General features: G+C 59.2%; 27 protein-coding genes and 1 pseudogene. 14 read left to right on the top strand and 14 right to left on the bottom strand.

Annotated elements, in window-relative coordinates; genetic code table 11:
* Positions 1–6 precede the first annotated feature (6 nt).
* Positions 7–891 carry a LysR substrate-binding domain-containing protein gene (locus J9870_RS19765; RefSeq protein WP_210639618.1) on the bottom strand — a complete coding sequence of 295 codons (885 nt, stop codon included), beginning with the start codon at positions 889–891 and terminating at the stop codon, positions 7–9.
* Positions 892–996: 105 nt separating this feature from the next.
* Between J9870_RS19765 and J9870_RS19760 the strand changes: the two genes are divergently transcribed.
* Positions 997–1,452, top strand: coding sequence for a PACE efflux transporter (locus tag J9870_RS19760; RefSeq protein ID WP_210639617.1), 456 nt, complete (start codon positions 997–999; stop codon positions 1,450–1,452).
* 209 nt (positions 1,453–1,661) lie between these two features.
* On the opposite strand, the gene J9870_RS19755 is transcribed toward J9870_RS19760, so the two are convergent.
* Both J9870_RS19755 and J9870_RS19750 read right to left on the bottom strand, forming a co-directional pair.
* Entirely contained in the window at positions 1,662–2,645 is a 984-nt protein-coding gene (locus tag J9870_RS19755) for a hypothetical protein (RefSeq protein ID WP_210639616.1), read from the bottom strand.
* Positions 2,646–2,827: 182 nt separating this feature from the next.
* Positions 2,828–3,077, bottom strand: a pseudogene (locus tag J9870_RS19750) (phosphotransferase); the annotation flags it as partial.
* A 381-nt stretch (positions 3,078–3,458) separates the two neighbouring features.
* On the opposite strand from J9870_RS19750, the gene J9870_RS19745 reads away from it, so the two are divergent.
* Complete coding sequence (locus tag J9870_RS19745; RefSeq protein WP_210639615.1) at positions 3,459–3,602, top strand: hypothetical protein; 144 nt, start codon at positions 3,459–3,461, stop codon at positions 3,600–3,602.
* Between the two features lie 100 nt (positions 3,603–3,702).
* Here J9870_RS19745 and J9870_RS19740 read toward each other — a convergent pair whose 3' ends face one another.
* Both J9870_RS19740 and J9870_RS19735 read right to left on the bottom strand, forming a co-directional pair.
* Positions 3,703–4,131 (bottom strand): DUF2628 domain-containing protein, encoded by a 429-nt coding sequence (locus J9870_RS19740; RefSeq protein WP_210639614.1) that lies wholly within the window; start codon positions 4,129–4,131, stop codon positions 3,703–3,705.
* Between the two features lie 488 nt (positions 4,132–4,619).
* Entirely contained in the window at positions 4,620–5,534 is a 915-nt protein-coding gene (locus J9870_RS19735) for a LysR family transcriptional regulator (RefSeq protein ID WP_210639613.1), read from the bottom strand.
* A 109-nt stretch (positions 5,535–5,643) separates the two neighbouring features.
* On the opposite strand from J9870_RS19735, the gene J9870_RS19730 reads away from it, so the two are divergent.
* Together J9870_RS19730 and J9870_RS19725 are read left to right on the top strand one after the other, a co-directional pair.
* Complete coding sequence (locus tag J9870_RS19730) at positions 5,644–6,729, top strand: TauD/TfdA family dioxygenase (protein ID WP_210639612.1); 1,086 nt, start codon at positions 5,644–5,646, stop codon at positions 6,727–6,729.
* Between the two features lie 4 nt (positions 6,730–6,733).
* Positions 6,734–7,498, top strand: a complete 765-nt coding sequence (locus tag J9870_RS19725; RefSeq protein ID WP_210639611.1) for a TSUP family transporter — start codon at positions 6,734–6,736, stop codon at positions 7,496–7,498.
* A 272-nt stretch (positions 7,499–7,770) separates the two neighbouring features.
* On the opposite strand, the gene J9870_RS19720 is transcribed toward J9870_RS19725, so the two are convergent.
* Complete coding sequence (locus J9870_RS19720) at positions 7,771–7,995, bottom strand: hypothetical protein (RefSeq protein WP_210639610.1); 225 nt, start codon at positions 7,993–7,995, stop codon at positions 7,771–7,773.
* Between the two features lie 84 nt (positions 7,996–8,079).
* Between J9870_RS19720 and J9870_RS19715 the strand changes: the two genes are divergently transcribed.
* The 3 genes from J9870_RS19715 to J9870_RS19705 all read left to right on the top strand — a co-directional run bounded on the left by J9870_RS19715 (position 8,080) and on the right by J9870_RS19705 (position 9,814).
* The gene (locus J9870_RS19715; protein ID WP_210639609.1) at positions 8,080–8,790 is read left to right on the top strand and encodes an AzlC family ABC transporter permease; all 711 of its coding nucleotides are present in this window, start codon (positions 8,080–8,082) and stop codon (positions 8,788–8,790) included.
* On the top strand, positions 8,787–9,095 hold the full coding sequence (locus J9870_RS19710) for an AzlD domain-containing protein (protein WP_058542900.1): 309 nt from the start codon (positions 8,787–8,789) through the stop codon (positions 9,093–9,095). The genes J9870_RS19715 and J9870_RS19710 overlap by 4 nt, the downstream gene beginning before the upstream one ends.
* A gap of 215 nt (positions 9,096–9,310) precedes the next feature.
* The gene (locus J9870_RS19705; RefSeq protein ID WP_210639608.1) at positions 9,311–9,814 is read left to right on the top strand and encodes a hypothetical protein; all 504 of its coding nucleotides are present in this window, start codon (positions 9,311–9,313) and stop codon (positions 9,812–9,814) included.
* A gap of 126 nt (positions 9,815–9,940) precedes the next feature.
* Here the strand turns inward: J9870_RS19705 and J9870_RS19700 are convergent, their stop codons facing one another.
* Together J9870_RS19700 and J9870_RS19695 are read right to left on the bottom strand one after the other, a co-directional pair.
* Entirely contained in the window at positions 9,941–10,144 is a 204-nt protein-coding gene (locus J9870_RS19700; RefSeq protein WP_210639607.1) for a hypothetical protein, read from the bottom strand.
* A 263-nt stretch (positions 10,145–10,407) separates the two neighbouring features.
* Positions 10,408–11,619: an MFS transporter gene (locus J9870_RS19695; protein ID WP_210639606.1), complete on the bottom strand. Its 1,212-nt coding sequence runs from the start codon at positions 11,617–11,619 to the stop codon at positions 10,408–10,410.
* Positions 11,620–11,746: 127 nt separating this feature from the next.
* On the opposite strand from J9870_RS19695, the gene J9870_RS19690 reads away from it, so the two are divergent.
* A complete protein-coding gene (locus J9870_RS19690) occupies positions 11,747–12,256 on the top strand; it encodes an anti-virulence regulator CigR family protein (RefSeq protein ID WP_210639605.1) in 510 nt (169 codons plus the stop codon).
* 294 nt (positions 12,257–12,550) lie between these two features.
* Here the strand turns inward: J9870_RS19690 and J9870_RS19685 are convergent, their stop codons facing one another.
* A complete protein-coding gene (locus J9870_RS19685; RefSeq protein WP_210639604.1) occupies positions 12,551–14,401 on the bottom strand; it encodes a sigma-54-dependent Fis family transcriptional regulator in 1,851 nt (616 codons plus the stop codon).
* A gap of 397 nt (positions 14,402–14,798) precedes the next feature.
* Here J9870_RS19685 and J9870_RS19680 point away from each other — a divergent pair, with 397 nt between their 5' ends.
* The 6 genes from J9870_RS19680 (at position 14,799) to J9870_RS19655 (ending at position 20,797) form a co-directional block, all read left to right on the top strand.
* On the top strand, positions 14,799–15,893 hold the full coding sequence (locus J9870_RS19680; protein WP_210639603.1) for an ABC transporter ATP-binding protein: 1,095 nt from the start codon (positions 14,799–14,801) through the stop codon (positions 15,891–15,893).
* Complete coding sequence (locus J9870_RS19675) at positions 15,893–17,002, top strand: ABC transporter ATP-binding protein (protein WP_210639602.1); 1,110 nt, start codon at positions 15,893–15,895, stop codon at positions 17,000–17,002. Before J9870_RS19680 ends, J9870_RS19675 begins: the two co-directional genes overlap by 1 nt.
* Positions 16,999–17,865 (top strand): sugar ABC transporter permease, encoded by an 867-nt coding sequence (locus tag J9870_RS19670; RefSeq protein ID WP_181288986.1) that lies wholly within the window; start codon positions 16,999–17,001, stop codon positions 17,863–17,865. Before J9870_RS19675 ends, J9870_RS19670 begins: the two co-directional genes overlap by 4 nt.
* Before the next feature lie 10 nt (positions 17,866–17,875).
* Positions 17,876–18,676 (top strand): carbohydrate ABC transporter permease, encoded by an 801-nt coding sequence (locus tag J9870_RS19665; protein WP_210645348.1) that lies wholly within the window; start codon positions 17,876–17,878, stop codon positions 18,674–18,676.
* A gap of 10 nt (positions 18,677–18,686) precedes the next feature.
* Complete coding sequence (locus J9870_RS19660) at positions 18,687–18,959, top strand: DUF2160 domain-containing protein (RefSeq protein WP_210639601.1); 273 nt, start codon at positions 18,687–18,689, stop codon at positions 18,957–18,959.
* Positions 18,960–19,054: 95 nt separating this feature from the next.
* Positions 19,055–20,797 (top strand): ABC transporter substrate-binding protein, encoded by a 1,743-nt coding sequence (locus J9870_RS19655; protein ID WP_210639600.1) that lies wholly within the window; start codon positions 19,055–19,057, stop codon positions 20,795–20,797.
* Positions 20,798–21,019: 222 nt separating this feature from the next.
* On the opposite strand, the gene J9870_RS19650 is transcribed toward J9870_RS19655, so the two are convergent.
* The 5 genes from J9870_RS19650 to J9870_RS19630 form a co-directional block, all read right to left on the bottom strand.
* Positions 21,020–21,961 (bottom strand): alpha/beta hydrolase, encoded by a 942-nt coding sequence (locus tag J9870_RS19650; RefSeq protein ID WP_210639599.1) that lies wholly within the window; start codon positions 21,959–21,961, stop codon positions 21,020–21,022.
* Between the two features lie 131 nt (positions 21,962–22,092).
* Entirely contained in the window at positions 22,093–22,887 is a 795-nt protein-coding gene (locus J9870_RS19645) for a ChbG/HpnK family deacetylase (protein ID WP_210639598.1), read from the bottom strand.
* Positions 22,859–24,031, bottom strand: coding sequence for a GNAT family N-acetyltransferase (locus tag J9870_RS19640; RefSeq protein WP_210645346.1), 1,173 nt, complete (start codon positions 24,029–24,031; stop codon positions 22,859–22,861). Before J9870_RS19640 ends, J9870_RS19645 begins: the two co-directional genes overlap by 29 nt.
* Before the next feature lie 5 nt (positions 24,032–24,036).
* Positions 24,037–24,726, bottom strand: coding sequence for an N-acetyltransferase (locus tag J9870_RS19635; RefSeq protein ID WP_210639597.1), 690 nt, complete (start codon positions 24,724–24,726; stop codon positions 24,037–24,039).
* Positions 24,723–26,717, bottom strand: coding sequence for a hypothetical protein (locus J9870_RS19630; RefSeq protein ID WP_210645344.1), 1,995 nt, complete (start codon positions 26,715–26,717; stop codon positions 24,723–24,725). Before J9870_RS19630 ends, J9870_RS19635 begins: the two co-directional genes overlap by 4 nt.
* Positions 26,718–26,725: the final 8 nt, after the last annotated feature.

Raw genomic sequence — 26,725 nt, 5'->3', positions numbered from 1 at the left:
TCGTTTTCAGCCGTTACTTTCTCCCAGCAACCACTCACTAAAAGCCCGAACCTCCACTTGCCGCTCCCGCCCCGGCACACACACCACCGTATACCGCGCACCCGCCAAGCGAACCTCAGGCTGATAGCCCACCAGTTCCCCACGCATAACAGCCTCAGCCACCAGCACATTACTGGCAAGCACCAGCCCATGCCCGGCAATCGCCGCCTGCAGTGCATGCTGTTCTTCGTCATAACGCCTGAATCGTGCGTTATCCAGCCAGTCCAGAGTGCCAGCCTTGGCGCACCAAGCAGGCCAGTCGACCGCAACGTTTGCGCTGCTCAGCCACGGCACATCGATCAGCTCGACGGGCGAGCCTGCTGCCGGTGGTTGCCAGCCGGGGCGGCAATAGACGCCAAAATACTCGTCCAGCAGAGGCTGCTCGATCAGCTGTGGATCGGGCGTGAACAGGGCGCGGATCGCCAAGTCGATGCTGGCGTCACGCTTCAGGTCCACCACGTCGTTGCTGCTGTGCAGGCTGACGTCGATGTCCGGGTGCAACCGATGAAAACCCCCGAGCCGCGGTATCAGCCACAGGCTGGCGAATGCCGGCGTGGTGCTCACCACCAGAGACTGTGCAGCACAAGGCGGCGACAGCGTCTGCAGGCCTTGCTGAATATCAAGCAGGGCACGGTGCATGAAAGGATGAAGGCGCTCGCCGTCGGCACTCAGGCGCACGTTCTGGCTGGAGCGTTCGAACAGGCGCACGCCAAGGAAGGCTTCAAGGCTTTTGACCTGGTGGGAGATCGCCGCCGGGCTGACGTTCAGTTCCTGGGCCGCTGCCTTGAAGCTGCCCAACCGTGCGGCGGACTCAAAGCCGCGCAAGGCGGTGAGGGGCAGTTTGGCGAACATGGGCGGGTAGGTTACTCAGGGTGAGCGTGGCTCAATTTAGCTCAATTGTGCGCGGGTGCTCAACTTGCCACGCTGTGGTTCCAAGCCCAACCAAGGAGCCCTCCGATGCAAGGCGCACCTCGTAAAATTCTCCAGGCCATACTCTACGAAGCCGGTGGTGTGCTGTTCGTCGCACCGGCGCTGGCGCTGATCTACGGTCAGGGCATGGGCTATTCAACCCTGCTGTCATTGGTTATTTCTGCTGTCGCGCTGGCCTGGAACATGTTTTTCAACGGCCTGTTCGAGTGGTGGGAACGTCGCCAACGCAGCCGCCATCGCAACTGGCAGCGACGACTGCTGCATTCCCTGGGATTTGAAGGCGGCTTGACGCTGATTCTTACCCCCGTGATTGGGGCGTGGCTGGGCATCAGCCTGTGGCTAGCGTTGGTGACTAATCTGGGGTTGTTTGTGTTTTTCTTTTTTTACTCGTTGGTTTTTCAATGGGGATTTGATCGGGTGTTTGATGTTCCGCTTTCGGCGCAGTCCGATCGGCATTCAGTGTCTAACGTCAACGCTTCTTGAATCAGTTGCTCAAAAGCTTGATTACACCAGGATCCGCTATGAGCTGTTCTCTACCGTTTTGAGGAAGATGTCATTCCTTTGCTTTTATTTCAGAGGACAGCCAATACCATGGCTGGGGCAGTACTGATTTGTTGTCTTGGGTGATTAAACGCTAACTTAGACAGTGCGGGGGCAAACTGGAGCCCCCGATGTTCTTGCCTATCAAGTACTCAGAACTGCGCATTGGACCCAGCTGCTTGAAGTATGGATTTGCAATATGAAACGATGACCCTGTCGGCTTCATTCAGCGGGCGTCCGCCTCTGGAAATAATACGGCCGTCGGGAAGTTGAGACCATGAGTCACTTTCATCCAGGCTCATGTTTCGTTTAGCATATTCGTTCAAACGCTCCAGGCACATATAGGGAAGGTCGTTAGTCGTCAGGGCCGCTGTGATGATTTTCTGTGTGGCGTCAGCGGTTATCTGGGACGTACCCCTTACCGGCGTTCCAATTTCCCCTGAGGTTTTACCACTGACTGAGTTGTTTTTGTTCTCATCGATAACCTTCTTGAGCTCTGCTTCTTTTCCGGCTAATTCAGCTACCTTCGCTTTGGCTGCGTCAGAAGGTGTATCGGTCACCGCTTTTTTTGCAGTCGCCAGCTCACTCTGAACGGCGGTCAACTCTTGCCGCTGGGCTGCTAATCCTGCGACTGATGCGCTGCCAGAGGACGATAGATACACGGCCGGAGCCATTGCACTCTGGTTCAGTTCTTCCACGGCTGCTAATGCCACCGAGTAACGCTGGAGCCTTGCCAGGAAAAAATTATATTGTGCGTCATCGAGCGTGTCATTCATGCGCGCCTCGCAGAGTCTATAGAATTCATCTCTGAAGAGCTGAATGTTCTTTGACCTGACGCCAATGTAGGCTGCCGAAGTTTGTACTGCGGCTGCCAATTCCGCCCTGGCTCTATCACTCAGAGTGCCGGACGCAGCGAGTTGAGCCGCATAGGCTTGCATTGCATCAGGGCTCGGTTCCGCACAAATGGTGTCGTTGCCGCTTACAATTGCTCTCTGGTTAATATCTATGAATACGGATTTCTGTCTTTCTTTGGCTATTTGAGGAAGCTGGAAGTCATGAGTTCTATATATGCTGTTCCAGTTTGCATTGCAGCCATGTAAAAGTAACGCAGCCATTATCAATGGTAGTGTTTTCATCTGCTGTTCCTTTGCATTGTTTTTTTTGTGGGGCTAAGGCTCAGAATAGTCGGGCTTCTGTGTGCTGCCATTATTTTTAAGGGGATTAAGGGGGGATTGGTGCGGGTGTTTAAAATGCTGACAGATATGTATCGCTTACTTAACACTTTGCTGGGGGCGGGGGAACAATCGGATGCCGGATGCTAGAAGAACTCATCCAAAAGTCGATAAAAGTAAATTCGCTCCTGATCGGTTTCGACCTCTGCGTATCGCTGCAGAAATGGCGCTACCCATTGGTTACCTAACTTTTCGGCGATGTTTCGGGTGGCCAGGGCCAGGTCCTGATATCGATCCGCGACGCCTAGCCGACCGCAATCAATGAAGCCCATAAAGCGACCGTTGTCGACGATGATATTGGGCATGCACGTCGTCATGGGGCACGACAAGGTCCTGCTCGGCAGGTTGGCGTTCAATCGAAAGACTGCGGCATCCGAACAGGCCAAGAGTCATTGGCGCAGTCGTGACGCTGGAAGCTCTCCCGTCAACGAATCGGGAGTTTCGTGATCATTTGCTCCTGTAATGGGGCGGCGATTGATTCGTCCTCGGTGTTCACCTCAGCTCTCTGGATAGCCTGGATCGACCCTTGTGAAACCATATCTTGACCCGACCGGGCAGGGTGTCATTGGTCGGCGACTCGTCTAGACCGGGGGTTTATGCCGGGCTAAGGGTTGTCACGCAGGTTGATGGCGACTACCCTGAAAATGTTCGGATTGTTACGAGAGATTTCGAGCGTGGCGATTTTCGGTCAACCCACTTAAGGACGAGGTGAACACAATGTTTTCTCATGAAGGTACTGCAATAGAGGTTCTTCTCTTCATTTTTGGCTTTGCTGGGTTTGCCCTGGCGCTGTGGTTTTTTCACTCCTATTTTGAGCGAAAGAGAGAAAATGGTGTAAAAAAACAACATTTCGATCGTTGAGCACCCGCTGTTGCTTTCTTTCGCAGGTATGTAATCCCCAGAAACAACAAGCCCGCACACTCATGATGAGGCGCGGGCTCTTGATGACCCTAGCCTGCAATCAGAGGCGCATGCCTTTGAACGGGTTCCAGCCTTGCTCGCCTTTCACTTCCTTGAGGTAGTAGGCGTAGTTGGCCATGAGTGCGTACATCATCGACATGGCGATGCTCAGGCCTGTACTCAACGGCCGGGGAAACTCCATGCCGAGGATTGCGAAAATCACGCTCAATGCGATATTGATCGCCAGGAAAATACCCAGCAGGGCGAGATTTTTCTTCCAGAGGCCGAGGACGAACAGGTAGATAGGGCCGAAGAAAAACGCAATCACGTTGGCGTTGATGAGGATTTTCTTCTTGACGCCTGGCAGCGTCTTGACGGCTTCCTTGTAGCGCGGGTCGTTTGGCGCGCCGTAAGTGTCAAAGAAGTCAAAGCGTTCCTGCCATTTAGCGCTGTATTTACCCGTGCTTTGTACTTGTTCAGTTGTGCTCATTTTGCAAGGCTCCTGCTTTCCATTAGTAATTTTTCTTTCTTCCAAGAAATCCTGTGCTCTGTTTCTAGCGCATTGATTGCTTTGATCTTTGACGAAGGGCGCGAGTGAATCGCCTGAGGTGTTTATTTTGCCGTTTTATGGCCATTGGTGTGGAACATTCCGCACTGGCCACTTGAGCGGTCGCCTGGTCTGTGACGTGCTTCACTCTATTTTTTCAATGGGGGCCCCGGCCGAACGGCACCGTGGGCAGGATCATCGGATCCTGGACCGGCGTCAGGCGCTGTACGAGCAAGCCCAGGAGAAACACCCGGAACAGCTCTGTTCTCGACCTGCTGCTCCCGATCCGGCTTTGAGCGTCATTCCATCAGCCAGCAGAAGCTGGATACGGGACCGCTCGACAAGGGCCTGCCCCCAGCGTATTCATCCTCATCCAACGCTTGCAGCGTAATGAGGTCAGAAGGCGATAAAGGGAAGGGCGAAGCTGGCCTTCAGGAGCGGCTGACGCTGTCTCCGTAGACGCGGATCATGTCCAGCAGGTTCTTGACCCGCAATGGCAGGTTGCCGGCTGGATAGACCGCATGCATGCGCGGGTCTTCACCCGTGCTGGAGGTCAGCTTGTACTCGGGGAACACCCGCGCCAGGCGTCCCGCCGCCACTTCCGGCTCCGCCAGCCAGTCGGCCAGGCGGGCAATCCCGGCACCGGCCAGCGCAGCCTGGAACACCGCCGCGCCGGAGCTGAAGCGAAACTTGGGGTGCACGCGAAAGCTGCCGGCCTGGCCCGGCCCACGAAAATTCCATTCCTTGAGAATCCGCGGCGCCGTGTGCAGGATCAATGCGTGCTGTTCCAGCGCCTCGATGGACGCCGGCAGCCCGCATCGCTCCAGGTAGCCAGGGCTGGCGTAGAGGTAGCGCGAATAGCTCCACAGCGGGTAGCCGATCAGGTCGCTGGATTGTGGAAAGGCGCCGCGAATCGAAAAGTCCAGCTTGCCCTTGACCGGATCGACCGCCGCATCGGTGAAGATCACATCCACGCTGACATCGGGATAACGCTGGCTGTACTGGGTGATCAACCCGGGGACCACCGTGTGGGCCAAGGATTCCGGTGCGGAAAAGCGGATCCAGCCGGTGGCCAGGCCGCTGAGCCCGGCCAGGTCCTCGTCCGCCTCACGTTGCAGATCGAGCATTCTGTAGGCGTGGGGCAGTAGCCGCTCGCCGGCCTCGGTCAGCGTCACGGCATTGGCCGAGCGATTGAACAGCTTGACCCCGCTGCGTTCTTCCAGCCCTTGAATGGCGCGGGTCAGCGAGCTGGGGGAGCGCCCCAGGCTGCGGGCTGCGACGACAAAGCTGCGCTTGCGGGCCACCGTCGCAAAGGCTTCAAGATCAGCCAACATATCCAGTGCCACCGACTACCTCATTGCACTTTTCACAATATGACATTGCAACACAAAAAAGCCCCTTCCGTTAGCCTTCCCGCTCTCAGCACAGGGACGTAGGTAAACAGGAGCGATGGATATGTCAACGCTGGATGAAACACTCAGAAAAGCAACCGCCCTTGCGGGCGAAGTGACCCACGAATGGCTGGTGCCAAAAGCCCCCCTCTCGACAGAACAGCCCTTGGTCGAATTACAGCTTTCCTACGAAGAAAACAGAAAATTTCACAACGAACTCAGCCATTTCGCAATCAGCGACAGCGCCTGCGGCCTGCGGCAGATGCCGGCCCTCGGACGCTGCCTGGAGCAACTGCTGGCTCCGGAAAAATTCCGCTTGCTGCGTGACTTCCAGCACGGCGACGAGGTGGCGCTGGTGATCCGTGGCCTGCCGGTCGACGCGCAGTTGCCGGCGACGCCGTACGATGGCAACCCGGATATTGCCGAACTGCCGGTGGTCGCCGGGGCGATCCTGGCGGTACTCGCCGTGCTCGGCACCTGCCCGGTGGGCTACCAGGGCGAGAGCGAGGACAGCGTATTTCGCCATGTCTCGCCCAAGCGGCAGCGGGAAACCGAGAAGAGTTCTTACGGCTCGCGCCTGGACCTGGGCATGCATGTCGACAACCCACACTTGCCGCTCAGCTGCGAGGCCGTGCAGCAGTTGTCCGCCTGCCCCGAGTACCTGAGCCTGACCGGCTTGCGCTGCGAACTGACGGTGCCGACGCGGATCGTCGCGATTGCCGACGTGCTCAACATGCTGCCGGACTTCGTCGAGCAGGAGCTGCTGCGCCCGAGCTTTTCGGTACGCCGGCCGGACTCGTTCGCCCGCCAGGGCAAGGTCCTGGAACATGTCCCACTGCTCTACCGGCCCAGCAGCGGCGGCCTGCACTGTCGCTACAACATGGCCAGCGTCAGCGCTCACTGCGAGCACTCGCGACTGGCCCTGCAACTGTTCGCCGCCGCCGCCAATCACCCCGACGTGGTCCGCTCGGTACTGCTGCAGCCTGGCGACATGCTGATCTTCAAGAACCAGCAGACCCTGCACGCGCGTGATGGCTTCGCGCCGCGCTACGACGGTCTGGACCGCTGGATGCTTAGGGTCTTTGGCGTCAACGACCGCAAGCGCCTGCTCCCGCTCTCGACCACCCACCCCTTTATTGCCAGAGCCTGATTCAATGTTCGATATCGTCCTGCTATGTGTCTTCGCCTTCGCCGCCGGCCTGATCGATGCGGCCGTCGGTGGCGGCGGCCTGATCCAGATCCCGGCACTGTTCAATGTGCTGCCCGGCGCCCAGCCCGCCGCCCTGCTCGGCACCAACAAGGTCGCGGCGGCCTGCGGCACGGCCTTTGCCGCGCGCTCGTTCGTGCGCAAGGTGGTGATCGACTGGAGCCTGGTGGTTCCTGCCGCCGGCGCGGCCTTTGTCATGGCCTTCGCTGGCGCGGCGACGGTATCGATCGTGCCGCAGGCACTGATGCGCCCGGCGGTATTGGTGCTAATCATGCTGATGGCGATCTACACCTTCTGGAAAAAGGACTTCGGCAGCCTGCACAAGCCCATGCGCATCGGCACCAAGGAGAAGCTGCTGGCGGTACTGGTCGGTGGCGCCATCGGTTTCTACGACGGTTTGTTCGGACCGGGCACCGGCAGCTTCCTGATCTTCCTGTTCATTCGCTGCTTCGCCTTTGACTTCCTGCACGCCTCGGCGTCGGCCAAGCTGGTGAATATCGCCACCAATGTCGCGGCGCTGCTGTTCTTTATCCCGAGCGGCAACGTGCTCTACTTGGTAGCGCTGCCGATGGCGCTGTTCAATATCCTCGGCGCGCTGACCGGCACCTGGCTGGCGGTACGCAAGGGAGTGCCCTTTGTCCGCGCGCTGTTCCTGGTGCTGCTGGTGATCCTGATCAGCAAGCTGTCCTATGACCTGATCCTCCAAGGCTGATCCACCGTAGGCGGCGAACCGCTCCAACTGCAATACGAAGCCCCTTCGAGCCGCTGGTCAGCCGCGATGTCAAACAGGCGGTCGGCCAGCTGAAGGAACTGGTGCGCTAGCACCTGGAAAACTTGGTGACACCTCGCGGTGAATGTATCTGGGTGGAAACCAACGCCTTACCGGAGGACGTTTTTCGAGCGTTCCCGATGCTCGCGAAGACGGGTTCTGTTTCTACACACCGAACTATATGAATGACGGTCTGAGGTCGCAAAGCGGGTTGTTCAGTTTCGGCTACGAGGTAGAGGGCAGTTTTCCAGCGTCAGGCGCATCAAGTCATCATAAGAAAACAGAGCGTGGCGACGGTGTTTTCCGAGCTGTTGTTGATGAATTTCAGTTCGAAGCTTGTTTATGGCGCCCTGGAAGGACTGCGCAAGGATTTGAGGTTCACCCATTTTGCTGGTTTTGCCACGCGCAATCTCTAAGGCTCGGTGGGTTGAGTTGGCCATTGACCCGCCAAACAGTATTCGACATGCAGATTCAGCCCCATACTCTCGGTTTTTGCACCGCAGATATTCAGAAGAGGCCCTGTTTTGTCGAATGTTGAACCCCACCTGCACGCGCTGACGTTGAATCACATCTACGACGGTTTCAAACAGCTGATCCCCATCTCTCTTTTCGTCGTCGTGTTCGGAGTGGCGTTCGGCCTGGCCGCTGCGCAAACGGGCTTGAGTGACACGTCAGCCGTGCTCATGAGCGCGCTGGTCTTTGCCGGCGCTTCTCAATTTGCCGCACTGGATCTATGGGGACAGCAAGTCCCGGTCGTTCCGCTGATGATTACCGTCTTCGCCATCAACGCCCGGCACTTGTTGATGGGCGCGACCCTGTATCCGTGGCTGCGGGAGTTACCCGTGGCCAAACGCTACGGTGTCATGCTGGTTGTTTCGGACGCCAACTGGGCCATGGCGATGCAGGCGTTCAGTCGCGGCAAGCCGGGGCTCGGGATTTTGTTCGGCGGTGGCATTGCGCTCTGGGTCACTTGGATCCTGGGCAGTTGGCTGGGACTTCATTTTGGTAGCGCCATTGAGAACCCGGTCAGCTTTGGCCTCGATATGGTGATGGGGTGTTTCTTGCTGGCGATGGTCGTTGGCGGGAAGAAAAACCTGCGCATGTTCATCATCTGGACCGTGGCGGCCTGTTCATCACTGTTGGCCTACTGGTATTTGCCGGCGAATAGTCATGTCGTGGTCGGCGCTTTGGCGGGGGGAGTTTTGGGCGCGCTGTGGATGGAGAAAAAACAATGAATATCGAAACAGCGGGTTACGGCACATTGATCGTCATATTGATCATGGCCGTCGTGACATTGGCGACTCGGTGGGGCGGTGTTTTCGTGATGTCGTTCGTGCCGATCAACTATAGGGTGCAGCAGTTCATCACGGCCATGTCGGGCTCAGTGTTGGTGGCGGTGCTGGCTCCGCTGGCTGTAAAAGGTGATAACGGCGCGCGCCTGGCTCTGCTGAGCACGGCCATTGTCATGTTGATACTTAAAAAGCCGCTGCCAGCGATTGCGGCCGGCATACTTGCAGCTGCTTTAGCCAGGCAGTTCTAAAAGGCCGAGTCACCCGCCAACAAGCGGGTGATGGGCTTCAAGCAATCCGCTGCACTGGACGCTTCCACGGAAGAAGACGTTAGTAGCTGCTTGGTTTGACCTGGAATAGATTCGGGAAATGGATTGGCAGCCTTTTGCTGCTTTTTCTTGTTCCCGTTTTTTCTTTTTACATGCATTGACTATGCTGCTTGCTTAGATCATGGAGGATGTGAGCAATGGATGCAGCCGGCTTTGACAAGTTGTCTAACGTCGTTTCGTTCAATGGGTTGGTGGGGACCGCAGGACTGGGAAATTGTATTGCCGTTGCTGGGTTCAATACGGGTAACGGCAGAATGGCCATGGCTCATTACAACACGCTTTTTTGTGCGAATGGCGAAGGCGACCCATGGAATGAACTATCGCTGCGAAATTTTCATAAGTGGTTTGTCGGTGAGACCAAGACCAATCAATTCATGATTGGCCTTGGCGCCGTTTGGTTCAATACGGCGGCCTCAACGGGCAAGAAGAACCGTCAAGGTTATCCGCTGATGGATGATCGGCGCTTTCAACTTATCAGGCTGATCGCGCAGGTGTTTGATTATGAGCCGATCCACGCAAGTCTTTGTTTTACTTTCACAGTGGCAAGTGGCCTGCCAATCCTTACCCCCCACCCGGACGAAACAATCATGCCCAGCGGTTGGGCGCAGGCCGGCAAAGACATCCCCTACGGTAAGTTCTGACGCCTGACCAGCCTTCCATCTATCCATACTCATCGCTGTGGCCGGGTCATTCATCGGCGCTCTAAATGGTGTCGTCATGAAAAACGATGTCATTGCAGAGGCGATGAGTTCCAGCCAACACCCGGGTCAAAAGCTCAGGGCCGCCTCCCCAAACGAGTGATCCTGAACCCCAGCCATGAAGTGCAGCGGCATCTGCTGCTTCGTCTCGAGGGGTGGAATCTCAAAACTCCCCACGACTTGACCGTGAAGCGCACTCAGCCGTATCGACTCCTCTTCCTTTGCCTTTGCCATTCTCGCGTGGTTCGCTGCGATTTCGTTGAGAGTTGACACGGTACATCTCCATTGGCTGACTAAGCATTGATAAATTTGCCGCCGCGTCAGAATTACGTCGTTCTTGGCTGCTAACACAGGCCCGTGCAAACCCTAAGCCAGGCGTGGTCGTCTATTCAGCCGCTACGTTTAACAGGCGACGAGTGGCGGGGTTGCCTGTCCTAGGGCGCCCGGAAGACGTTCAACGCCGGCAACGTTTCAACCATGCCTCAACAATAAGTCACTGATACTACAAAACCGCCTCTGTATCCGGCTTACGACAATCAGTCAGCCTCTGTGCCATAAGCTGCGGGCACGGGTGTCGCGTTTTTATGCACCGCCACCATTGCAATGCCGATCAGGCTGGTGGCCAGTGCCAAGAGCAAAATCACCCGTTGCGTTCCGACAGGTGTGGCCAGTACCGCGACCAGAAGGCCCGCCAGTGGTTGCGACAGGTTGTTGAGTAGCGTAATGACGCCAACGGTCTTGCCGAAATCCTGGGGAGGAATGACTTGTTGGCGCAGGGTGCGGAAGTAGACGTTGAACATCTTGTCGAAACCGACGATCAGCAGAAAACCGACGACATAGCCCCACGTGTTCGGGCTGAGCGCGGTGATGAAGGCGCCGGCGGCGATCAGCGTATAGGACAGTGCTCCCAGGATTTTCAAGGGCAAGCTCACCCGCGCCAGGAAGAACAGAATGAGGATGGTGGTGACCGCCCCGGCCGCCTGTAACCCGGCGTAGTAGTCCTTATCGGCGCTGTATTGGCCGATCACCATGGCCGCTGATGTGGCGAGGGTGACACCGATGATCAGGTTGACGCCCACCGCCAGGCCGATGATTTTTTTCAGCTCCGCCCGGCGACGGATATGACCGAAGGCGATTCGCAGCGGGTTCAGCCAGACGTCGTAATGTTGCTCGAAGGTTTGCAGTGTGACCGAGCTGGTGCGCCGCCAGTACACCATGGCCAGGTCCGCCAGCAGGAACAACCCTGCTATTGCCAGCACCACCCAGTGCCACGCCCACACCTGGAGCATCAACGCGGCTATCAGCGGGCCCAGTACCAGCCCGGTCTGGTCGGCAATTTGCGAGTAGGCCAGGGTCTTGGTGTAGGTGTACTGCTTGAAGATGTAAGGCATCACCACTTCGCGGGCCATGATGCCTTGGGTGGTCAGTACGCCGCACAACGCCGAAAGGGCGACGATCCAATAGATCCCACCAAAGATTGCGTAAAGCATGACCGCCACGCCGCAGGCTACGGCGCGATAGACCTGGCTGATGTGCAGGATACGAATGGGCGGGAACTTGTCGCACAGCGCGCCGCAGATCGGGAAGGATAAATAGCGTGGCAAGGATTCGACGAAGAACGCCAGGCCCGCCCAGGAGACGCTGTTGGTGGTCTGGAAAACAATCAACGGGACGATGAACAGCAAGATCTGGTCGGCCAGCCGGGAGAGGAACATCGAGACGAAAAAAGCCAGGTAATCCTTGTGCATGGAGCTCCTTGATTGCGGGTTGAGAGAATCATCCTGTCTGGCAACGACGCGCAGCGTGATATGGAACTAATATCACCCTTAGTCTCTATATCTTTACAGGGGACGTCCCCTTTTTGAGAGAACTGCCATGTTCAAATCGCGCTCGTTGATTGCTGCAGTTACCTGTTTCGCCCTGGTGGCGGGCCCTGGCATTGTTGTCGCGGACCCGGGCAACGGCAAGGGAAACGCTCAATTCGATCAAGGTCCGGGTCATGGACAAGGAGGCAAAGGCGGGCAGGGCAACAAGGGCGGTCAAGGAAATCCCGGTAACAAGGGCAACCAGGGCGGCAAGGGAAACCAAGGCGGTGGTGGCGACTGGCATAACGGCCCCAGCATCGATCGCGGCGGCATTATCGGCCTGCTTGGCGGTCATCGTGATTATTGGAGCCCCGGTCCGCCGTTGCCGCCGGGTATCCAGAAAAACCTCGCCCGAGGCAAGCCGTTGCCCCCAGGCATTGCCAAGAAGCTCGACGGACGCCTGTTGGGGCAGTTGCCGCACTACGATGGTTATGAGTGGCGGCAGGCGGGTACGGACCTGATCCTGGTGGCGATCGCCAGCGGCATCATCTATGAAGTGCTCAATGGTGCGTTCGATTAACCCGGTGTTTCAACGAAATGGCAGCCTCTTCGGAGTAATGCCAGTCAGTTGAGTGCAACTCTGCAGGAGCGGGCTTGCTCGCGAAAGAAAGCGGTGGGTCAGCTTGCGGTGATGTTGACTGTGCCGCCTTCGCGAGCAAGCCCGCTCCCACAGTTTTTCCGAGTGGTCTCAGGTATCGTATTCACCACAAATCCCCTGTGGGAGCGAGCTTGCTCGCGATGGCGTCGTGTCAGTCACTTCATCATCGGCTGAACTGACGCTATCGCGAGCAAGCTCGCTCCCACAGGTTTCGTGTCAGTTTTCCAGTTGGCGCAGGCGCTTGTACAAGGTATTACGGCTGACCCCCAGCCGTCGCGCCAGGTGCGAAATATTCCCGCCCACCGCCTGCAACTGGCGGTTCAGGTCCTCGATATCGTTCAAGTCCACCGCCAGCGGTTCGGGTGTTTCCACCGGTTCCATTTCAAGGTCGACAAAGAAATCGTCGGGCAGGTGTTCCGGGCGGATCGGCTGTTCCTCGGCCATCGCCAGGGCCACTTGCAGCACGCTGCTGACCTGGCGCAGGTTGCCCGGCCATGGATGGCGCTCGAACAGGTCCAATACCTCGCGGCTCAAACCGGCCCACTGGGTCGGTTCGCGATGGTGTTCCCAGAGGCGCTTGAACAAGGCCTGCTTGTCACTGCGCTCACGCAGCGGTGGCAATTCCAGGGTCAAGCCGCCGATGCGGTAATACAAGTCTTCGCGAAACCGCCCCAGTTGCACCTGTTCGCGCAACGAGCGGTTGGTGGCGGAGATGATGCGGATGTCTACCGGGAACAGCTCGGCGCTGCCCACCGGTTGCACACAACGTTCCTGCAAGACTCGCAACAGCCGGGCCTGGGTCGGCAAGGGCATGTCGCCAATCTCGTCGAGGAACAGCGTGCCACGGTCGGCCTTGCGGATCAGGCCGATGCTGCCCTTCTGGTTGGCGCCGGTGAAGGCGCCTTTTTCGTAGCCGAACAGTTCCGATTCCACCAGCTCAGCGGGAATCGCCGCGCAGTTGACGGCAATGAACGGCTGCTTGCAGCGCGAACTGGCCTGGTGCAGGGCTTTGACGAACACTTCCTTGCCCACCCCGGTCTCGCCGTGGATCAGCAGCGGAATGTCCTTTTCCAGCAAGCGCTCGGCCTGGCGCACGGCTTTTTCCACGCGGCTGTCACCGAAGTGCAGGGTGTTGAGGCTGATGACGTGGGTGGCAGGAGCCAGGGCCGGTGTGGGCGCGGGCTCGCTGAAGACTCGTGCCTTGATCGACACTTGGCTTGGGCGTCTGAGCAAGCACTGGAAACGATTGCTCCCGGACGCTTGCAGGGCGAACGGCAGGCCATCGGGCTGGTTCAGCAGCTCCAGCAGCGAGACCTTGAACAGGCTTTCGATGCTGACCCGCGACAGGCTCAGGCCCAGCAGGTTGTCGGCGCGGCGGTTGGCGGATAGGACCTGGCCACTCTCATCGAAAATCAACAGCCCGGCCCATTGGCTGTCGAGGTTGTTCAAGCCGGTATTGAAGGTCAGTTGGAAGTGTTCACCGCGAAACAGGTTGAGGATCAGACGGTTCTCCACGGTCTGGCTCATCATCTTGACCATGCCCAGGGTGTGGGACGGCGGCAGGTAGCTGTCGCTGGAGACGTCCAGCACCGCAATGACCTTGCGCTCGGCGTCGAAGATCGGCGCGGCGGAGCCGGTCATGAAGCGGTTGGCCTTGAGGAAGTGTTCATCGTGTTCGATGTGCACCGCCTGTTCACAGGCCAGTGCGGTACCGATGGCATTGGTGCCGCTGCAGCGCTCCATCCAGCTCGCCCCGGCGCTGAAACCGTGGGCCAGTTTCGGCTCGATGAAGCGTTGGGTGCCCCAGGAGGTCAACACCTGGCCCTGGTTGTCGGCCAGCATGATCAGGCAGTTGGAGTTACTCAGGATGTTCTCGTAGTACGGCAAGACTTCCTGATGGGTGGTCTGCACCAGCGAATGCTGGCTTTCCAGCAACTGGGCGATGCCTTCGGCGGGGAGCTGATCGAAGGCCGGCACGCTCTGATGGTTCAGGCCAAAGGCGCGGCAACGGGACCAGGAGGCCTGGATAATGGCGTCATGGGACAAGGCGGGGGCAGGTGCGGCCATGGGGCACTCTCGCAGGTGCTGTTTTTATTGTTGTGATCAGTCTCGCACAGACTCCTTGTGCTGGGGCAGATCCAGGCACTACTTAATATGCACAGACCCTGTGAGAGCGAGCTTGCTCGCGATAGCGGTGGATCAGTCACATTGATTCAACTGACCCACCGCTATCGCGAGCAAGCTCGCTCTCACAGATCATATTCAGTGTTGTTCAAAATTGTTCATTGTCAACCGGCGAATTGTTCAGTTGTTCAGTCGTGGCTGTTCACTTGTGTTCATCAACGAAAGCTTTTTTGTGAGGGAATAGATGAAAAACCAATACGATCAATGAGTTGTGATTTCTGGCACGGCTTTCGCTTTTAAACTCGGGTCGCTTGACTCCAAATAATAAAAAGGCCGAGCCATGTCATTAACGCTTGAGCACATCTGTCGCACCGTCGAAGGCCAGACCTGGATCGACGATGCCAATCTGAGTTTCGAACCCGGATCCTTCAACGTCCTGCTGGGCCGCACGCTGTCCGGCAAGACCAGCCTGATGCGGCTGATGGCCGGACTCGACAAGCCCGACAGCGGTCGCATCCTGATGAACGGCGTCGACGTCACCAAGCGCCCGGTGCGGTTGCGCAACGTGTCGATGGTCTATCAGCAGTTCATCAATTACCCGACCATGACTGTTTTCGAAAACATCGCCTCGCCGCTGCGCCAGGCCGGTGTGTCCAACGAGGTAATCCAGAGCAAGGTGCTGGAAACCGCCAGGATGCTGCGCATCGAGAAGTTCCTGCAGCGCCATCCGCTGGAATTGTCCGGCGGCCAGCAGCAACGCACGGCCATGGCTCGGGCGCTGGTCAAGGACGCCGAACTGATCCTGTTCGATGAGCCGCTGGTAAACCTGGACTACAAGCTGCGTGAGGAACTTCGCCAGGAAATGCGCGAACTGTTCCAGGCCCGCCACACCATCGCCGTCTACGCCACCACCGAGCCCAACGAAGCATTGGCCTTGGGCGGTACCACCACGATTCTGCATGAGGGGCGGATCATCCAGAGCGGCAAATCGTCCTCGGTGTATCACCAGCCGCAGACTGTGTTGGCCGCCGAGCTGTTTTCCGAGCCGCCCATCAACCTCATGCCCGGTCGCATTGCCGGCAATGAAGTGAGCTTTGCCAATTTCGTGCACTTCCCGCTGAACGTCGACCTGCGCCCGGTAGGCGAGGGCGAGTTCCGCTTTGGTGTGCGTCCCAGCCATATCTCCCTGGTGCCCAGCAACGATGACGATCTTGAACTGGCGGTGACCGTGGAGGTGGCCGAGATCAGTGGCTCGGAGACCTTCCTGCATGTGCGCAACGAGCATTTCCTGTTGGTGCTGCACTTGCCCGGGGTGCATGAGTACGACGTGGATGCGCCGATCCGCATTTACATCCCGACCCACAAACTGTTTGTTTTCGATGCCCAGGGCAAGCTGGTCCAAGCCCCTGGCCAGCGTATCGCGAGGGTTGCCTGATGGCTGAAATTCGTTTGCAGAACCTCGCCCACAGCTACACCAGCACCCCGGCGGGCCCCGAGGACTACGCGATCCGCGAGATGAACCATATCTGGGAGCAGGGCGGCGCTTATGCGTTGCTCGGGCCCTCGGGCTGTGGCAAATCCACCTTGCTCAATATCATTTCCGGACTGCTCAGCCCCTCCGAAGGCCAGGTGATGTTCGACAGCAAAGTCGTCAACGACCTGACTCCGGAGCGGCGTAACATTGCCCAGGTGTTCCAGTTCCCGGTGGTGTACGACACCATGACGGTGTTCGATAACCTGGCGTTCCCACTGCGCAACCAGGGCATGGCCGAGGCCAGGATTCACACCAAGGTGCAGGAAATCGCCGAGGTCCTGGACCTGCAAAGCCTGCTGGACAAAAAGGCCCGCAATCTCACCGCCGATGAAAAACAGAAAGTCTCCATGGGCCGCGGGTTGGTGCGCGACGACGTGTCGGCGATCCTGTTCGACGAACCGCTGACGGTGATCGACCCGCACTTGAAATGGAAGCTGCGGCGCAAGCTCAAGCAGATCCATGAGCAGTTCAACATCACCATGGTCTACGTCACTCACGATCAGTTGGAGGCCTCCACCTTCGCCGACAAGATCGCCGTGATGTATGGCGGCCAGATCGTGCAGTTCGGCACGCCGCGGGATCTGTTCGAGCGTCCGAGCCACACCTTTGTCGGCTACTTCATTGGCAGCCCGGGAATGAACCTGATCGAGGTCACGGCGCAGCCCGGTGGCGTCGGCTTCGCATCGACTCATTTGCCCCTGTCCGCCACCTTGCAGCAGCGCATTGCCGAGGCTCAAGGCAAAAGCCTGAAGGTCGGTATTCGGCCGGAATTCGTCCATGTCTGGGACGGGCCTTACGACGATGCGATGCGCGCCGACGTGGTCCACGTCGAAGACCTGGGCACCTACAAGATCCTGACCCTCAACCTCGATGGCGCGCCGCTGAAAGTGCGCCTGGCCGAAGACAAGCCGGTGCCCGAAGGCACGGCGTACATCAGTTTTCCGGCCCAGTGGCTGATGGTTTATGCCGATGAATACTTGCTGGAACCACTGAGCGAGGTGCAGCCATGAACAAGGTGCAGAACAACAAGGCCTGGTGGCTGGTGTTGCCGGTGTTCCTGCTGGTGGCGTTCAGCGCCGTGATCCCGATGATGACCGTGGTCAACTATTCGGTGCAGGACATCTTCGACCAGTCCAGCCGCTACTTCGTCGGCGCCGACTGGTACAAGCAGGTGCTGCTCGATCCGCGGCTGCACGATTCGCTGTTGCGCCAGTTCATCTACTCGGCGTGCGTGCTGCTGATTGAAATCCCACTGGGCATTGCCATCGCCCTGACCATGCCGACCAAGGGCAAATGGTCATCCCTGGTGTTGATCATCCTGGCAATTCCATTGCTGATTCCATGGAACGTGGTGGGCACCATCTGGCAGATTTTCGGCCGCGCCGACATCGGCCTGCTGGGCTCCGCCCTCAACGGCCTGGGCATCAACTACAACTATGCGGCCAACACCATGGACGCCTGGGTCACGGTGTTGGTGATGGACGTCTGGCACTGGACCTCCCTGGTGGCGCTGCTGTGTTACTCGGGGCTGCGGGCGATTCCGGATGTGTACTACCAGGCCGCGCGAATCGACCGGGCGTCCAATTGGGCGGTGTTCCGGCACATCCAGTTGCCGAAGATGAAGAGCGTGCTGCTGATCGCGGTGATGCTGCGCTTCATGGACAGTTTCATGATCTACACCGAGCCGTTCGTGCTGACGGGCGGCGGGCCGGGTAACGCCACCACGTTCCTGAGCCAGACTCTGACGCAGATGGCCATCGGTCAATTCGACCTGGGCCCGGCGGCGGCGTTTTCCCTGGTGTACTTCCTGATCATTCTGTTGGTGTCGTGGCTGTTCTACACCGCCATGACTCACTCCGACGCCAACCGTTGAGGCCCGCATGATGAGCAAGAGAAAGCTGATTCCGCTGCTGATCTACATTCTGTTCCTGCTGGTGCCGATCTACTGGCTGCTGAACATGTCGTTCAAGAGCAACACCGAGATCCTCGGCAGCCTGACGCTGTGGCCCCAGGACTTTACCTTCCATAACTACAAGGTGATCTTCACCGACCCGAGCTGGTACACCGGTTACCTGAACTCGCTGTACTACGTCAGCCTGAACACGGTGATTTCCCTGACCGTCGCGCTGCCGGCGGCCTATGCGTTTTCCCGCTACCGCTTCCTGGGGGACAAGCACCTGTTCTTCTGGCTGCTGACCAACCGCATGGCCCCACCGGCGGTGTTCCTCTTGCCGTTCTTCCAGCTGTATTCGTCCATCGGCTTGTTCGACACCCACATTGCCGTGGCCTTGGCGCATTGCCTGTTCAACGTGCCGCTGGCGGTGTGGATCCTCGAAGGCTTCATGTCCGGAGTGCCGAAAGAAATTGACGAGACCGCCTACATTGACGGCTACAGTTTTCCCAAGTTCTTCGTGAAGATCTTCGTTCCGTTGATCGGCTCCGGCATCGGTGTCACGGCGTTTTTCTGCTTCATGTTTTCCTGGGTCGAACTGCTGCTGGCGCGCACGCTCACCTCGGTGAATGCCAAGCCGATCGCGGCGGTCATGACCCGTACCGTGTCGGCGTCCGGTATCGATTGGGGCGTGCTGGCGGCGGCGGGGGTGTTGACCATCCTGCCGGGCATGCTGGTGATCTGGTTCGTTCGCAACCACGTGGCCAAGGGCTTTGCCCTGGGCCGGGTCTGAGGAGTCGATGATGGAATGGATGAACTGGACCGCCCCCACGGCGGTGTTCTTTGGGGTCATTGCCGTGCTGCTGGCAGGCATGACCACGTGGGAATTGCGTTCGCCGAGTATCCCTCGACGGGGTTTCCTGCCGATTGCCACCACCCGTGGCGATCGGTTGTTTATCGGTCTTCTCGGTAGCGCCTACCTGCATATGCTGGTGATCGGTGCTACTGACTGGAGCATCTGGATAGCGTTCGCGTTGTCTTTGGTGTGGCTGTTGGCAGTGATGCGGTGGGGCTAAGTGGCCTGTGTGGCTAATTCGTGCACTCGAATTAACCGTACAGGCCACGGCGAACGTTCGCCGATCAGGCTCTTAAACCCAAACAGGAGGTCTCTATGTTCAATAAAAACAATAAGCTGCGACATAGCGTTTCATTGGCAGCCATGCTGGCACTCAGCGGGCTAAGTGCTGCGGCCTGGGCCGACGCCTATGAAGACGCCGCTAAAAAATGGATCGGCAGTGAATTCAAGCCGTCGACCCTGACGGAAGCCCAGCAGCTTGAAGAACTCAAATGGTTCATCAAGGCATCCGAGCCGTTTCGCGGTATGAAGATCAACGTGGTGTCGGAAACCCTCACCACTCACGAATACGAGTCCAAGGTACTGGCCAAGGCCTTCACTGAAATCACCGGGATCCAGTTGACCCATGACCTTCTGCAAGAAGGCGATGTGGTGGAGAAGATGCAGACGGTGATGCAGTCGGACAAGAACATCTATGACGGCTGGGTCAACGACTCGGACCTGATCGGTACGCACTTTCGCTACGGCAAGACCGAGTCGATCACCGACCTGATGGCCAACGAAGGCAAGAATTTCACCTCGCCGACCCTGGACATCAAGGACTTCATCGGCATCTCCTTCACCACCGCGCCGGACGGCAAGATCTATCAACTGCCCGACCAACAATTCGCCAACTTGTACTGGTTCCGCGCCGACTGGTTCGAGCGCCCGGAGCTGAAGGCCAAGTTCAAGGAGAAATACGGCTACGAGCTGGGTGTACCGGTGAACTGGTCGGCCTATGAGGACATTGCCAAGTTCTTCTCCGAAGACGTCAAGGAGATCGACGGCAAGCGCGTCTACGGCCACATGGACTATGGCAAGAAAGACCCGTCCCTGGGCTGGCGCTTCACCGATGCCTGGTTCTCCATGGCTGGCGGCGGCGACAAGGGCCTGCCCAATGGTCTGCCGGTGGACGAGTGGGGTATTCGCGTCGAAGACTGCCATCCGGTCGGTTCCAGCGTGACCCGTGGCGGCGATACCAACGGGCCGGCGGCGGTGTTTGCCACCACCAAGTACGTGGACTGGCTGAAGAAGTACGCGCCACCGGAAGCGGCGGGCATGACCTTCTCCGAATCAGGTCCGGTACCGTCCCAAGGCAACATCGCCCAGCAGATTTTCTGGTACACCGCGTTTACCGCCGACATGACCAAGCCGGGCCTGCCGGTGGTGAACGCCGATGGCACGCCGAAATGGCGCATGGCGCCTTCGCCACGCGGTCCGTATTGGGAGGAGGGCATGAAGCTGGGGTATCAGGACGTGGGTTCCTGGACATTCATGAAGTCCACGCCTGAGAAACAGAAACTCGCGGCCTGGCTCTATGCGCAGTTCGTGACGTCCAAGACCGTGTCGCTGAAGAAGACCATCGTTGGCCTGACGCCGATTCGTGAGTCGGACATCAACTCCCAGGCGATGACCGAGCTGGCGCCGAAACTCGGTGGCCTGGTGGAGTTCTACCGCAGCCCGGCCCGCGTGCAATGGACTCCGACCGGGACCAACGTGCCGGACTACCCGCGCCTGGCCCAGCTGTGGTGGAGCCACATCGCCGAAGCTGCCAGCGGCGAGAAGACTCCGCAACAGGCGCTCGACGGTTTGGCCAAGGACCAGGACGCGATCATGACGCGTCTGGAACGCTCAAAGGCCCAAGCCACCTGCGCTCCGAAAATGAACCCCGAGCGCGACGCGCAATACTGGTTCGACCAACCGGGTGCACCGAAGCCGAAACTGGCGAACGAGAAGCCTAAAGGCGAAACAGTGAGCTACACCGAGCTGTTGAAGTCGTGGGAGGCAGCACGCAAATAAAACGGCATCGGCAATGAATGAACGGCACCGAGAGGTGCCGTTTTTTTCTGTTTCGAAACTGTGGGAGCGAGCTTGCTCGCGATAGCGCAGGGTCAGCTTGTATCGAGTTGACTGGGCTGACGCTATCGCGAGCAAGCTCGCTTGTAGGTTTAGACTTGAAGGGGTGGGCCAAAGACTTAGACACAGCGCCACCACAGGAGCGGCGATCTGGAGGGAGAGTGATCAGCCCGCCTTGGCCGGGCTGGCCAAGGCGTTTCCAGCCACGGGCGAAGGTGAGCTTTTCATCAGGGCATCCAATGCCTGCCGGTAGTTTTTGCCCGCCAGGCTCATGCTGTTGTTGTGGGTGGCGCCAGGCACCAGCAACAGGTGCTTGGGCTCCTGGGCGGCGTTGAACAGTTGCTCGCTGAAGCGCGGCGGTACGTAGCGATCGGCCGAGCCGTGCACCACCAGCAACGGCATGTTGATCTCGCCGATTTTGTCGATGGAGTCGAACTTCTGCGATAGCAACCAGCGCACCGGCAGGGAGGTGTTCGCCATGGCGGTTGCGACGTCGCCCAGGGACGTGAACGTGGATTCGATGACCAAGCCTCGGGCTGGGACTGCGCTGCCGTCTTTGGCGGCCTTTTGACCCAGTTCCGCCGCAAGGTCCACGGCCACGGCGCCGCCCAGGGAGTGGCCGTAGATCAGTCGCCGGGCCGGGTCCGGTTGCAGCACTTCAAGACGCTTCCAGGCGATGCGTGCGTCTTCGTAGACGCTGGCTTCCGACGGTAGCTCCCCGTGGCTCTTGCCAAAGCCACGGTAGTCGATCGCCAGCACCGAAAAGCCCAGGGCCCGCAACTGCTGGATACGAAACAACTGCCCAGTCAAATTCCAGCGCACACCATGCAAGTACAGAATCGCCGGCGCGTTCTTGCGTTCGGCCGGCCACCACCAGCCGTGGATGTTTTCCCCGGCCTTGAAGCTTTTTGGCCTGAGGTCGAACTCTTGCACAGTGCTGGGCAAGCCATTGAACCAGGTTGCCGTTCCCGGCTCGATCCGAAAGACCAGCTCCCGCTCCTTATGCTGCAACACCGCGCAGCCCACCGGTAGCCCGACCACCATTGTGGTCATGCACAGCAAAGCCAGCCAACGCCGCCCAAGGCGGGACAGAAGAGACGAAGACATCGACGCAATTCGCTACTTTAGACAGAAGATGCTTTTTATCAGATTCGCTCGAAAGGTGGAGGGATTTTGCAGGGGCGTGGGATTTTGCCTGCAGCCGTGACAAGGGAGCAAGCTCCCCGGCACAAGATCAATTACTGCACATCCCCGTATTCGGCCAGCGTCAACACTGGCACCATCCCGCCGTACGCCACTTTGGGCACGCCCGCCAGGCGCTTGTTCAGCACCTGAGTCAGGGAGCCCCCCGGGATCAGGCTGGCATCGCCAAAATCCCCGTCCAGTTCCAGCGGATGAACGATGACCTCAAGCGAGCCACGCTCCGGTGGTGCGGCGTGGTCCAGGTCGGCCGGCGTGCAGACGTAGTCAGCGGTGGCGCCGCACAGGCGGTGCATGCGACGGTTGAGCAGGGTCTTGAAAAGGCGCTTGGGCAGGTTCAGGTTCGCCCCCAGGTTGCGTGCCAGTCGTATGGGAACGCCTTGACGGGCGGCGAAGCGGGCCACCAGTTCTCCGATCGGCCAGATGTTGTGCACGTGTTGATGGGAGTCGAGGTGGCTTGGCCGCAAGCCGTGGTCGAGGCAGCGCTGCCACTGCGCTTGGAGTTCGTCTTCCACGGCCGCCAAGTCCTTCGAACCGAGGCGCAGGCAGTAACGCGACAGGTTCAGGTCGAACTCGCCATTGGCGCCGCAAAACACTTTTCGTAATGCGATCGCCTCACTCAGTGGCGGGCCGTAGCTGAGATTGAAGTGCAGGCCTATGTGGCCGTTGAGCAGCGGGTGCCGGGCCAGTTCACACGCCTGCTCGAAGCCCGGCATGTTGGCCATGGCCGTGGCGGAGCTGATCAAGCCTGCCTCGAAGGCCCGCAGGATCAGCGCATTTTCGCTGAGGCTGAGTCCGAAGTCGTCAGCGTTGACGATCACTTGGCGAGGCATGCGTGTTCTCCTGGCTGGGGGTGGGTGAAACCGACGCCGTGGCTTGCGCGCCTGGGCGCTGGCGAAGCCATGGCTTGAGGCTTTTCCATAGCCGCAAGGCAACTCCCAGGATCAGGCCTGCGGGCTGCCATGAGTAAAAGCTCCAGCGCCAGTGTTCCAGTTGGCCAGTCATGCGTTCGTGTAGCTGATGGCTAGAGTTTTCGAGGCTGACCCGCGATGCATCGATCCAGCGCCAGTTTTCGTCCAGCCCCCAGCGGATCCACTCTTCGAGCAGTACCCGACCGCTGCCCAGGTCGGCGTGCTGCGGCAGGAACGCCAGGTTGTAGTCGTACAGCCGCCCCTGATCCAGCAGGCCGAGGCGGTAACTGATACAGCGCCCGTCCAGTTCCAACATCACCACTCGCACCAGCCCCTGGGCGGCGAGGGCGGTGAAGGCGTGGTTCATCCATTGCCGACGCCTGGGATCGGCGAAGATGCCCACGCCTTCTTCGCCTTTCCAACTGGCCGCCTCGACTTCGGCCAGCTCGTGCAACAGCAGGCCGATGCTGATGGCGTCGGGTGTCACCCGGCGAATCTGCGCACCGCAGGCGGCGATCCGCTTGCGTGCCCGGCGCAACTTGTAGCGTGGGTCGCCAGAAATTTCCTGGCGGTCGCTGTCGCTGATCAAATGTACCGGCACCCGACAACTGAGCCGTCGCTCTCCAGTGGAGCTTAGCGCCATCCAGGCACTGAGGACGCTTTCTTCACCTACCGGCTCGACCACTTCGTTCAATTGCAACAGCACATGGGGCAGGTGCTGGCGAATCTGCATCAGTGCCTGGCCCATGCCCTCGGCGTCCAGGCGCACCAACAAGGCGATTCGGTCGGCCAATGGATAACCCAAGTGATGCAACACCCGGAACCGCAGGCCACCGATGCGTTCACGGCCCGATACCAGGGGCAGGCACAGGCACAGCGTCTGGTCCTCCCAGCCCAGCAATACCTGCAACTGCTGGTCCGGCAGCAGGGCGAACTCCGCTGCCTGCAGCCAGGCCAGGGTGTTGAAGGGCGTAGCGTCGGGTACCTGGGTTCGCAGCTGTTCATAAGCCGTTGTAGGAAAGTCCTCGGCGCCCAGGGAGCGACACCATTGGAACCGGATCGCCATGGACATCAGGCCGTCGCAGTCGATGTAACCGGCCGAGCCGGTTTACGAAAGGCGTCCAGTACCGAGCCGTTGTAAAACGTGTCGCGGAAAAACCGCCAGCGACCGAACAGGCGATACACGTGGGTGATCTGGCCGCGTTCCTGGAAGTCCATGCGCAGATGCATCTTGATCGCTGGTATGTTTTGCAAATCGCAGACATCGACCATTTTATTGCAACCTTTGGCGGCCATGACTTTCCACACCTCCAACTGCATGTCCGCCGACATCGAGGAGCCCCAGTAGGCGCGGATCATCTCGCCACCGAACTGAAAGTACTCGCCGGGGCCGATCGGGAACGAGCAGCCATAGAAATGGCGGTCGAAATAGTCTCGTGTACTGCCCCAGGCGAAACCGACCGTGTCGCCCTGGTCATCCAGGTACATCAAGCCTGTGTAGCCTTCGGCGGCCAGCTCGCGCATGGTTTCGACGCGGTCGCCGAAATGCCGGGCAAAAGCGTCGGCATTGCTGGTCGTGATGAATTCCAGGCGCATCGGTGGGTAGGGCTTTAGGTTATGCGGAGGTAGTGGGGTGCGCACATCGTGTTCCAGCCAAACCAGTTGCGAATGGGAAAACACGTAATGGCGTATCACCTGCTTGAGCACAGCGCGCAGGCCTTTCTTCTGGATGCGATCACGCAGTTTTTGCAGTACGTTCATGGTGCCTCCTGACGGGTGGCGGGTTGGGGAGAAGAGGATGCAGTCCAGCTCAGGGCAAACAGGGTTTCCCCTGGCAGGAGAAAACGGATTTGCCCGGCCTCGCAATTGAATGGGGCGCTTTGGCTGCGGTTGTCCGGACCGAAATACACCAGGGCGGCCTGCCCTTGAGGGCAGGGCGCGCCGTCGAGGCTGACCTGTTGCGGGCGCGTGCTTTTGTTCACGCCCAGCAGGCTGCGCCTGGCGTCAGTGGCCATGGCCAGGACGTCGACTTCAAAGGCGTCGTTGTCCAGGCGCAGCACCTGATCGAGCCAGTGTTGCTGGATGAATTGCTGGGCCAGGCCCACCGGCTTGAGCTCGAAGCGCTGGTTGTCCAGCACCCGCACCATGCCTTTGGGGTACTCCGGTTCGTCGGCGGACTGGAACCAGTTGAGCATGTCCAACAGGCCGTCCGCAGAGGCGTTGATCACCACGGATGTCCACCAGAGGGCGGCGTAGTGGGTTTCCTGATCGTAGGGGCTCAGGCTCGAGCCGCTGGACATGTTGGTCTGGTCCAGCAACAAGGCCTTGCGCGGCCGGCCAGTGATATCCAGGCCTACCAGGTCGGCGGCCCGGCGCACGCTGTTGCGGTAGACCCGGGTAGCCAGCAGATCGCGGATCATCCATTCATGCCAGGCCAGGGCGTCGATTTTGTCAGTGGATTTGGCCAGCAAACGCCGCGCCCAATCGATACCGCGCTTGTCCGCCGCGTTTTCGGCCAGGGGGCCGTTGGTGAACCGCGAGCTGGCCGGTATGGCGATGCGTACCCCGGCGCGGGCGTTGGCGGGGTCGGCGCGGACCTGGTCGGCCATGCTTTCGAACAGTTGCTGATAGCTGGCGAAGTCGGCGTAGTTGAGGTTCGGCTCATCGGCGAAGCTGAGGTAGTGCAGGCCTTTGCCGCCCAGGGCGCGGGTCGATTGGAGCCAGGCCTGCAAACCACTATTGCTGACCCGGTCGGCCCGCAGATCGGCCTGGCGTTGGCTGCCGGCCAGCAGGGTGATGTCCCGGGTGATGCCGAAGCGATCCTGATACAAGCGGCGGAAACGATCTTCATAGTCCGGTTTGCCGGCGGTGATATCCACCAGGCTGTAATAAGTCGCCGCCTGGGGTTTGAGCGCCTCGATGACGGTATAACTGGACGGCGGCGGCATGACATAGGGCAGGGAAATCCCCAGCTTGGGGGTCGGCCCGAGGACACTGTTGGATAGGCTCAGGTGGACCTGTCCCGGGTCCTGGCGCAGCGGTTGTAACTGAGCCGGGTTCTGGGCGAACAGATTGGCGGTGCCGTCCAGCCAGAACGCGACCTTGCCATTGCCCTGCAAACGCAGGCGCCAGATTTGCTCGACGTTGGCGACGGGCAGTGCCACTTGATCGAATTGCCAATAGGCACGGTACGGCTTGAGGGCCAGCGTGAGCTCTTTGTCGTCGCCGACGCGCCGGGCTTGCAGGCCGTGCACACCACCGTGGAACTTGCCCGCCAGCACCGCCTGTTCGCCGGGCGCTACCTTGAAGTACAACTCATCGCCGTCGTGGGCTTCGGCGCTGAAATGCACCTTGGCTGGGGCGAACAAAGCCTGGGTGCGGGCATCGTGCTCGATGGCGTAGCGGCGAAAACTGTAGCCGGGAATCTCCAGTCGATAACTGGCGGCCCCAGGTAGCAACGGCCATTGCTGCTCGCCGCGCTCCTGATCCGCCTTGATCAAGCGTTCACCCACCAAGTGCCCCTGGCCATCGAGCAGGTACAGGTACTCTGAATTGGCGTTGGCTTGCCAGGCCGGCACCCAACGTACGGTCACACTGTCGGGGCGCTCGGTCTGCAGGTACAGGCTGCCGTCGCGGATGCCGGTCCAGGCCATGGATGCGCCATGGGCTGAAAATGCCAACCCCCAAAGGCACAGGCACAGGGCGATATGTGGGAGCGGGCTTGCTCGCGAAGAGGGCGTCACATCCAACATCACTGCAA

The sequence above is a fragment of the Pseudomonas sp. Tri1 genome (assembly GCF_017968885.1).
Classification (GTDB): domain Bacteria; phylum Pseudomonadota; class Gammaproteobacteria; order Pseudomonadales; family Pseudomonadaceae; genus Aquipseudomonas.
This window is presented reverse-complemented; position numbering and strand designations above follow the sequence as displayed.

Coding starts and splice junctions, on each gene's coding strand:
- J9870_RS19690 (WP_210639605.1), top strand. CDS start 11,747: ATGTTCAAATCGCGCTCGTTGATTGCTGCAGTTACCTGTTTCGCCCTG.
- J9870_RS19630 (WP_210645344.1), bottom strand. CDS start 26,717: ATGTTGGATGTGACGCCCTCTTCGCGAGCAAGCCCGCTCCCACATATC.
- J9870_RS19760 (WP_210639617.1), top strand. CDS start 997: ATGCAAGGCGCACCTCGTAAAATTCTCCAGGCCATACTCTACGAAGCC.
- J9870_RS19695 (WP_210639606.1), bottom strand. CDS start 11,619: ATGCACAAGGATTACCTGGCTTTTTTCGTCTCGATGTTCCTCTCCCGG.
- J9870_RS19680 (WP_210639603.1), top strand. CDS start 14,799: ATGTCATTAACGCTTGAGCACATCTGTCGCACCGTCGAAGGCCAGACC.
- J9870_RS19730 (WP_210639612.1), top strand. CDS start 5,644: ATGTCAACGCTGGATGAAACACTCAGAAAAGCAACCGCCCTTGCGGGC.
- J9870_RS19710 (WP_058542900.1), top strand. CDS start 8,787: ATGAATATCGAAACAGCGGGTTACGGCACATTGATCGTCATATTGATC.
- J9870_RS19685 (WP_210639604.1), bottom strand. CDS start 14,401: ATGGCCGCACCTGCCCCCGCCTTGTCCCATGACGCCATTATCCAGGCC.
- J9870_RS19665 (WP_210645348.1), top strand. CDS start 17,876: ATGAGCAAGAGAAAGCTGATTCCGCTGCTGATCTACATTCTGTTCCTG.
- J9870_RS19740 (WP_210639614.1), bottom strand. CDS start 4,131: ATGAGCACAACTGAACAAGTACAAAGCACGGGTAAATACAGCGCTAAA.
- J9870_RS19765 (WP_210639618.1), bottom strand. CDS start 891: ATGTTCGCCAAACTGCCCCTCACCGCCTTGCGCGGCTTTGAGTCCGCC.
- J9870_RS19725 (WP_210639611.1), top strand. CDS start 6,734: ATGTTCGATATCGTCCTGCTATGTGTCTTCGCCTTCGCCGCCGGCCTG.
- J9870_RS19660 (WP_210639601.1), top strand. CDS start 18,687: ATGGAATGGATGAACTGGACCGCCCCCACGGCGGTGTTCTTTGGGGTC.
- J9870_RS19655 (WP_210639600.1), top strand. CDS start 19,055: ATGTTCAATAAAAACAATAAGCTGCGACATAGCGTTTCATTGGCAGCC.
- J9870_RS19650 (WP_210639599.1), bottom strand. CDS start 21,961: ATGTCTTCGTCTCTTCTGTCCCGCCTTGGGCGGCGTTGGCTGGCTTTG.
- J9870_RS19635 (WP_210639597.1), bottom strand. CDS start 24,726: ATGAACGTACTGCAAAAACTGCGTGATCGCATCCAGAAGAAAGGCCTG.
- J9870_RS19670 (WP_181288986.1), top strand. CDS start 16,999: ATGAACAAGGTGCAGAACAACAAGGCCTGGTGGCTGGTGTTGCCGGTG.
- J9870_RS19645 (WP_210639598.1), bottom strand. CDS start 22,887: ATGCCTCGCCAAGTGATCGTCAACGCTGACGACTTCGGACTCAGCCTC.
- J9870_RS19705 (WP_210639608.1), top strand. CDS start 9,311: ATGGATGCAGCCGGCTTTGACAAGTTGTCTAACGTCGTTTCGTTCAAT.
- J9870_RS19745 (WP_210639615.1), top strand. CDS start 3,459: ATGTTTTCTCATGAAGGTACTGCAATAGAGGTTCTTCTCTTCATTTTT.
- J9870_RS19640 (WP_210645346.1), bottom strand. CDS start 24,031: ATGGCGATCCGGTTCCAATGGTGTCGCTCCCTGGGCGCCGAGGACTTT.
- J9870_RS19720 (WP_210639610.1), bottom strand. CDS start 7,995: ATGGCCAACTCAACCCACCGAGCCTTAGAGATTGCGCGTGGCAAAACC.
- J9870_RS19755 (WP_210639616.1), bottom strand. CDS start 2,645: ATGAAAACACTACCATTGATAATGGCTGCGTTACTTTTACATGGCTGC.
- J9870_RS19675 (WP_210639602.1), top strand. CDS start 15,893: ATGGCTGAAATTCGTTTGCAGAACCTCGCCCACAGCTACACCAGCACC.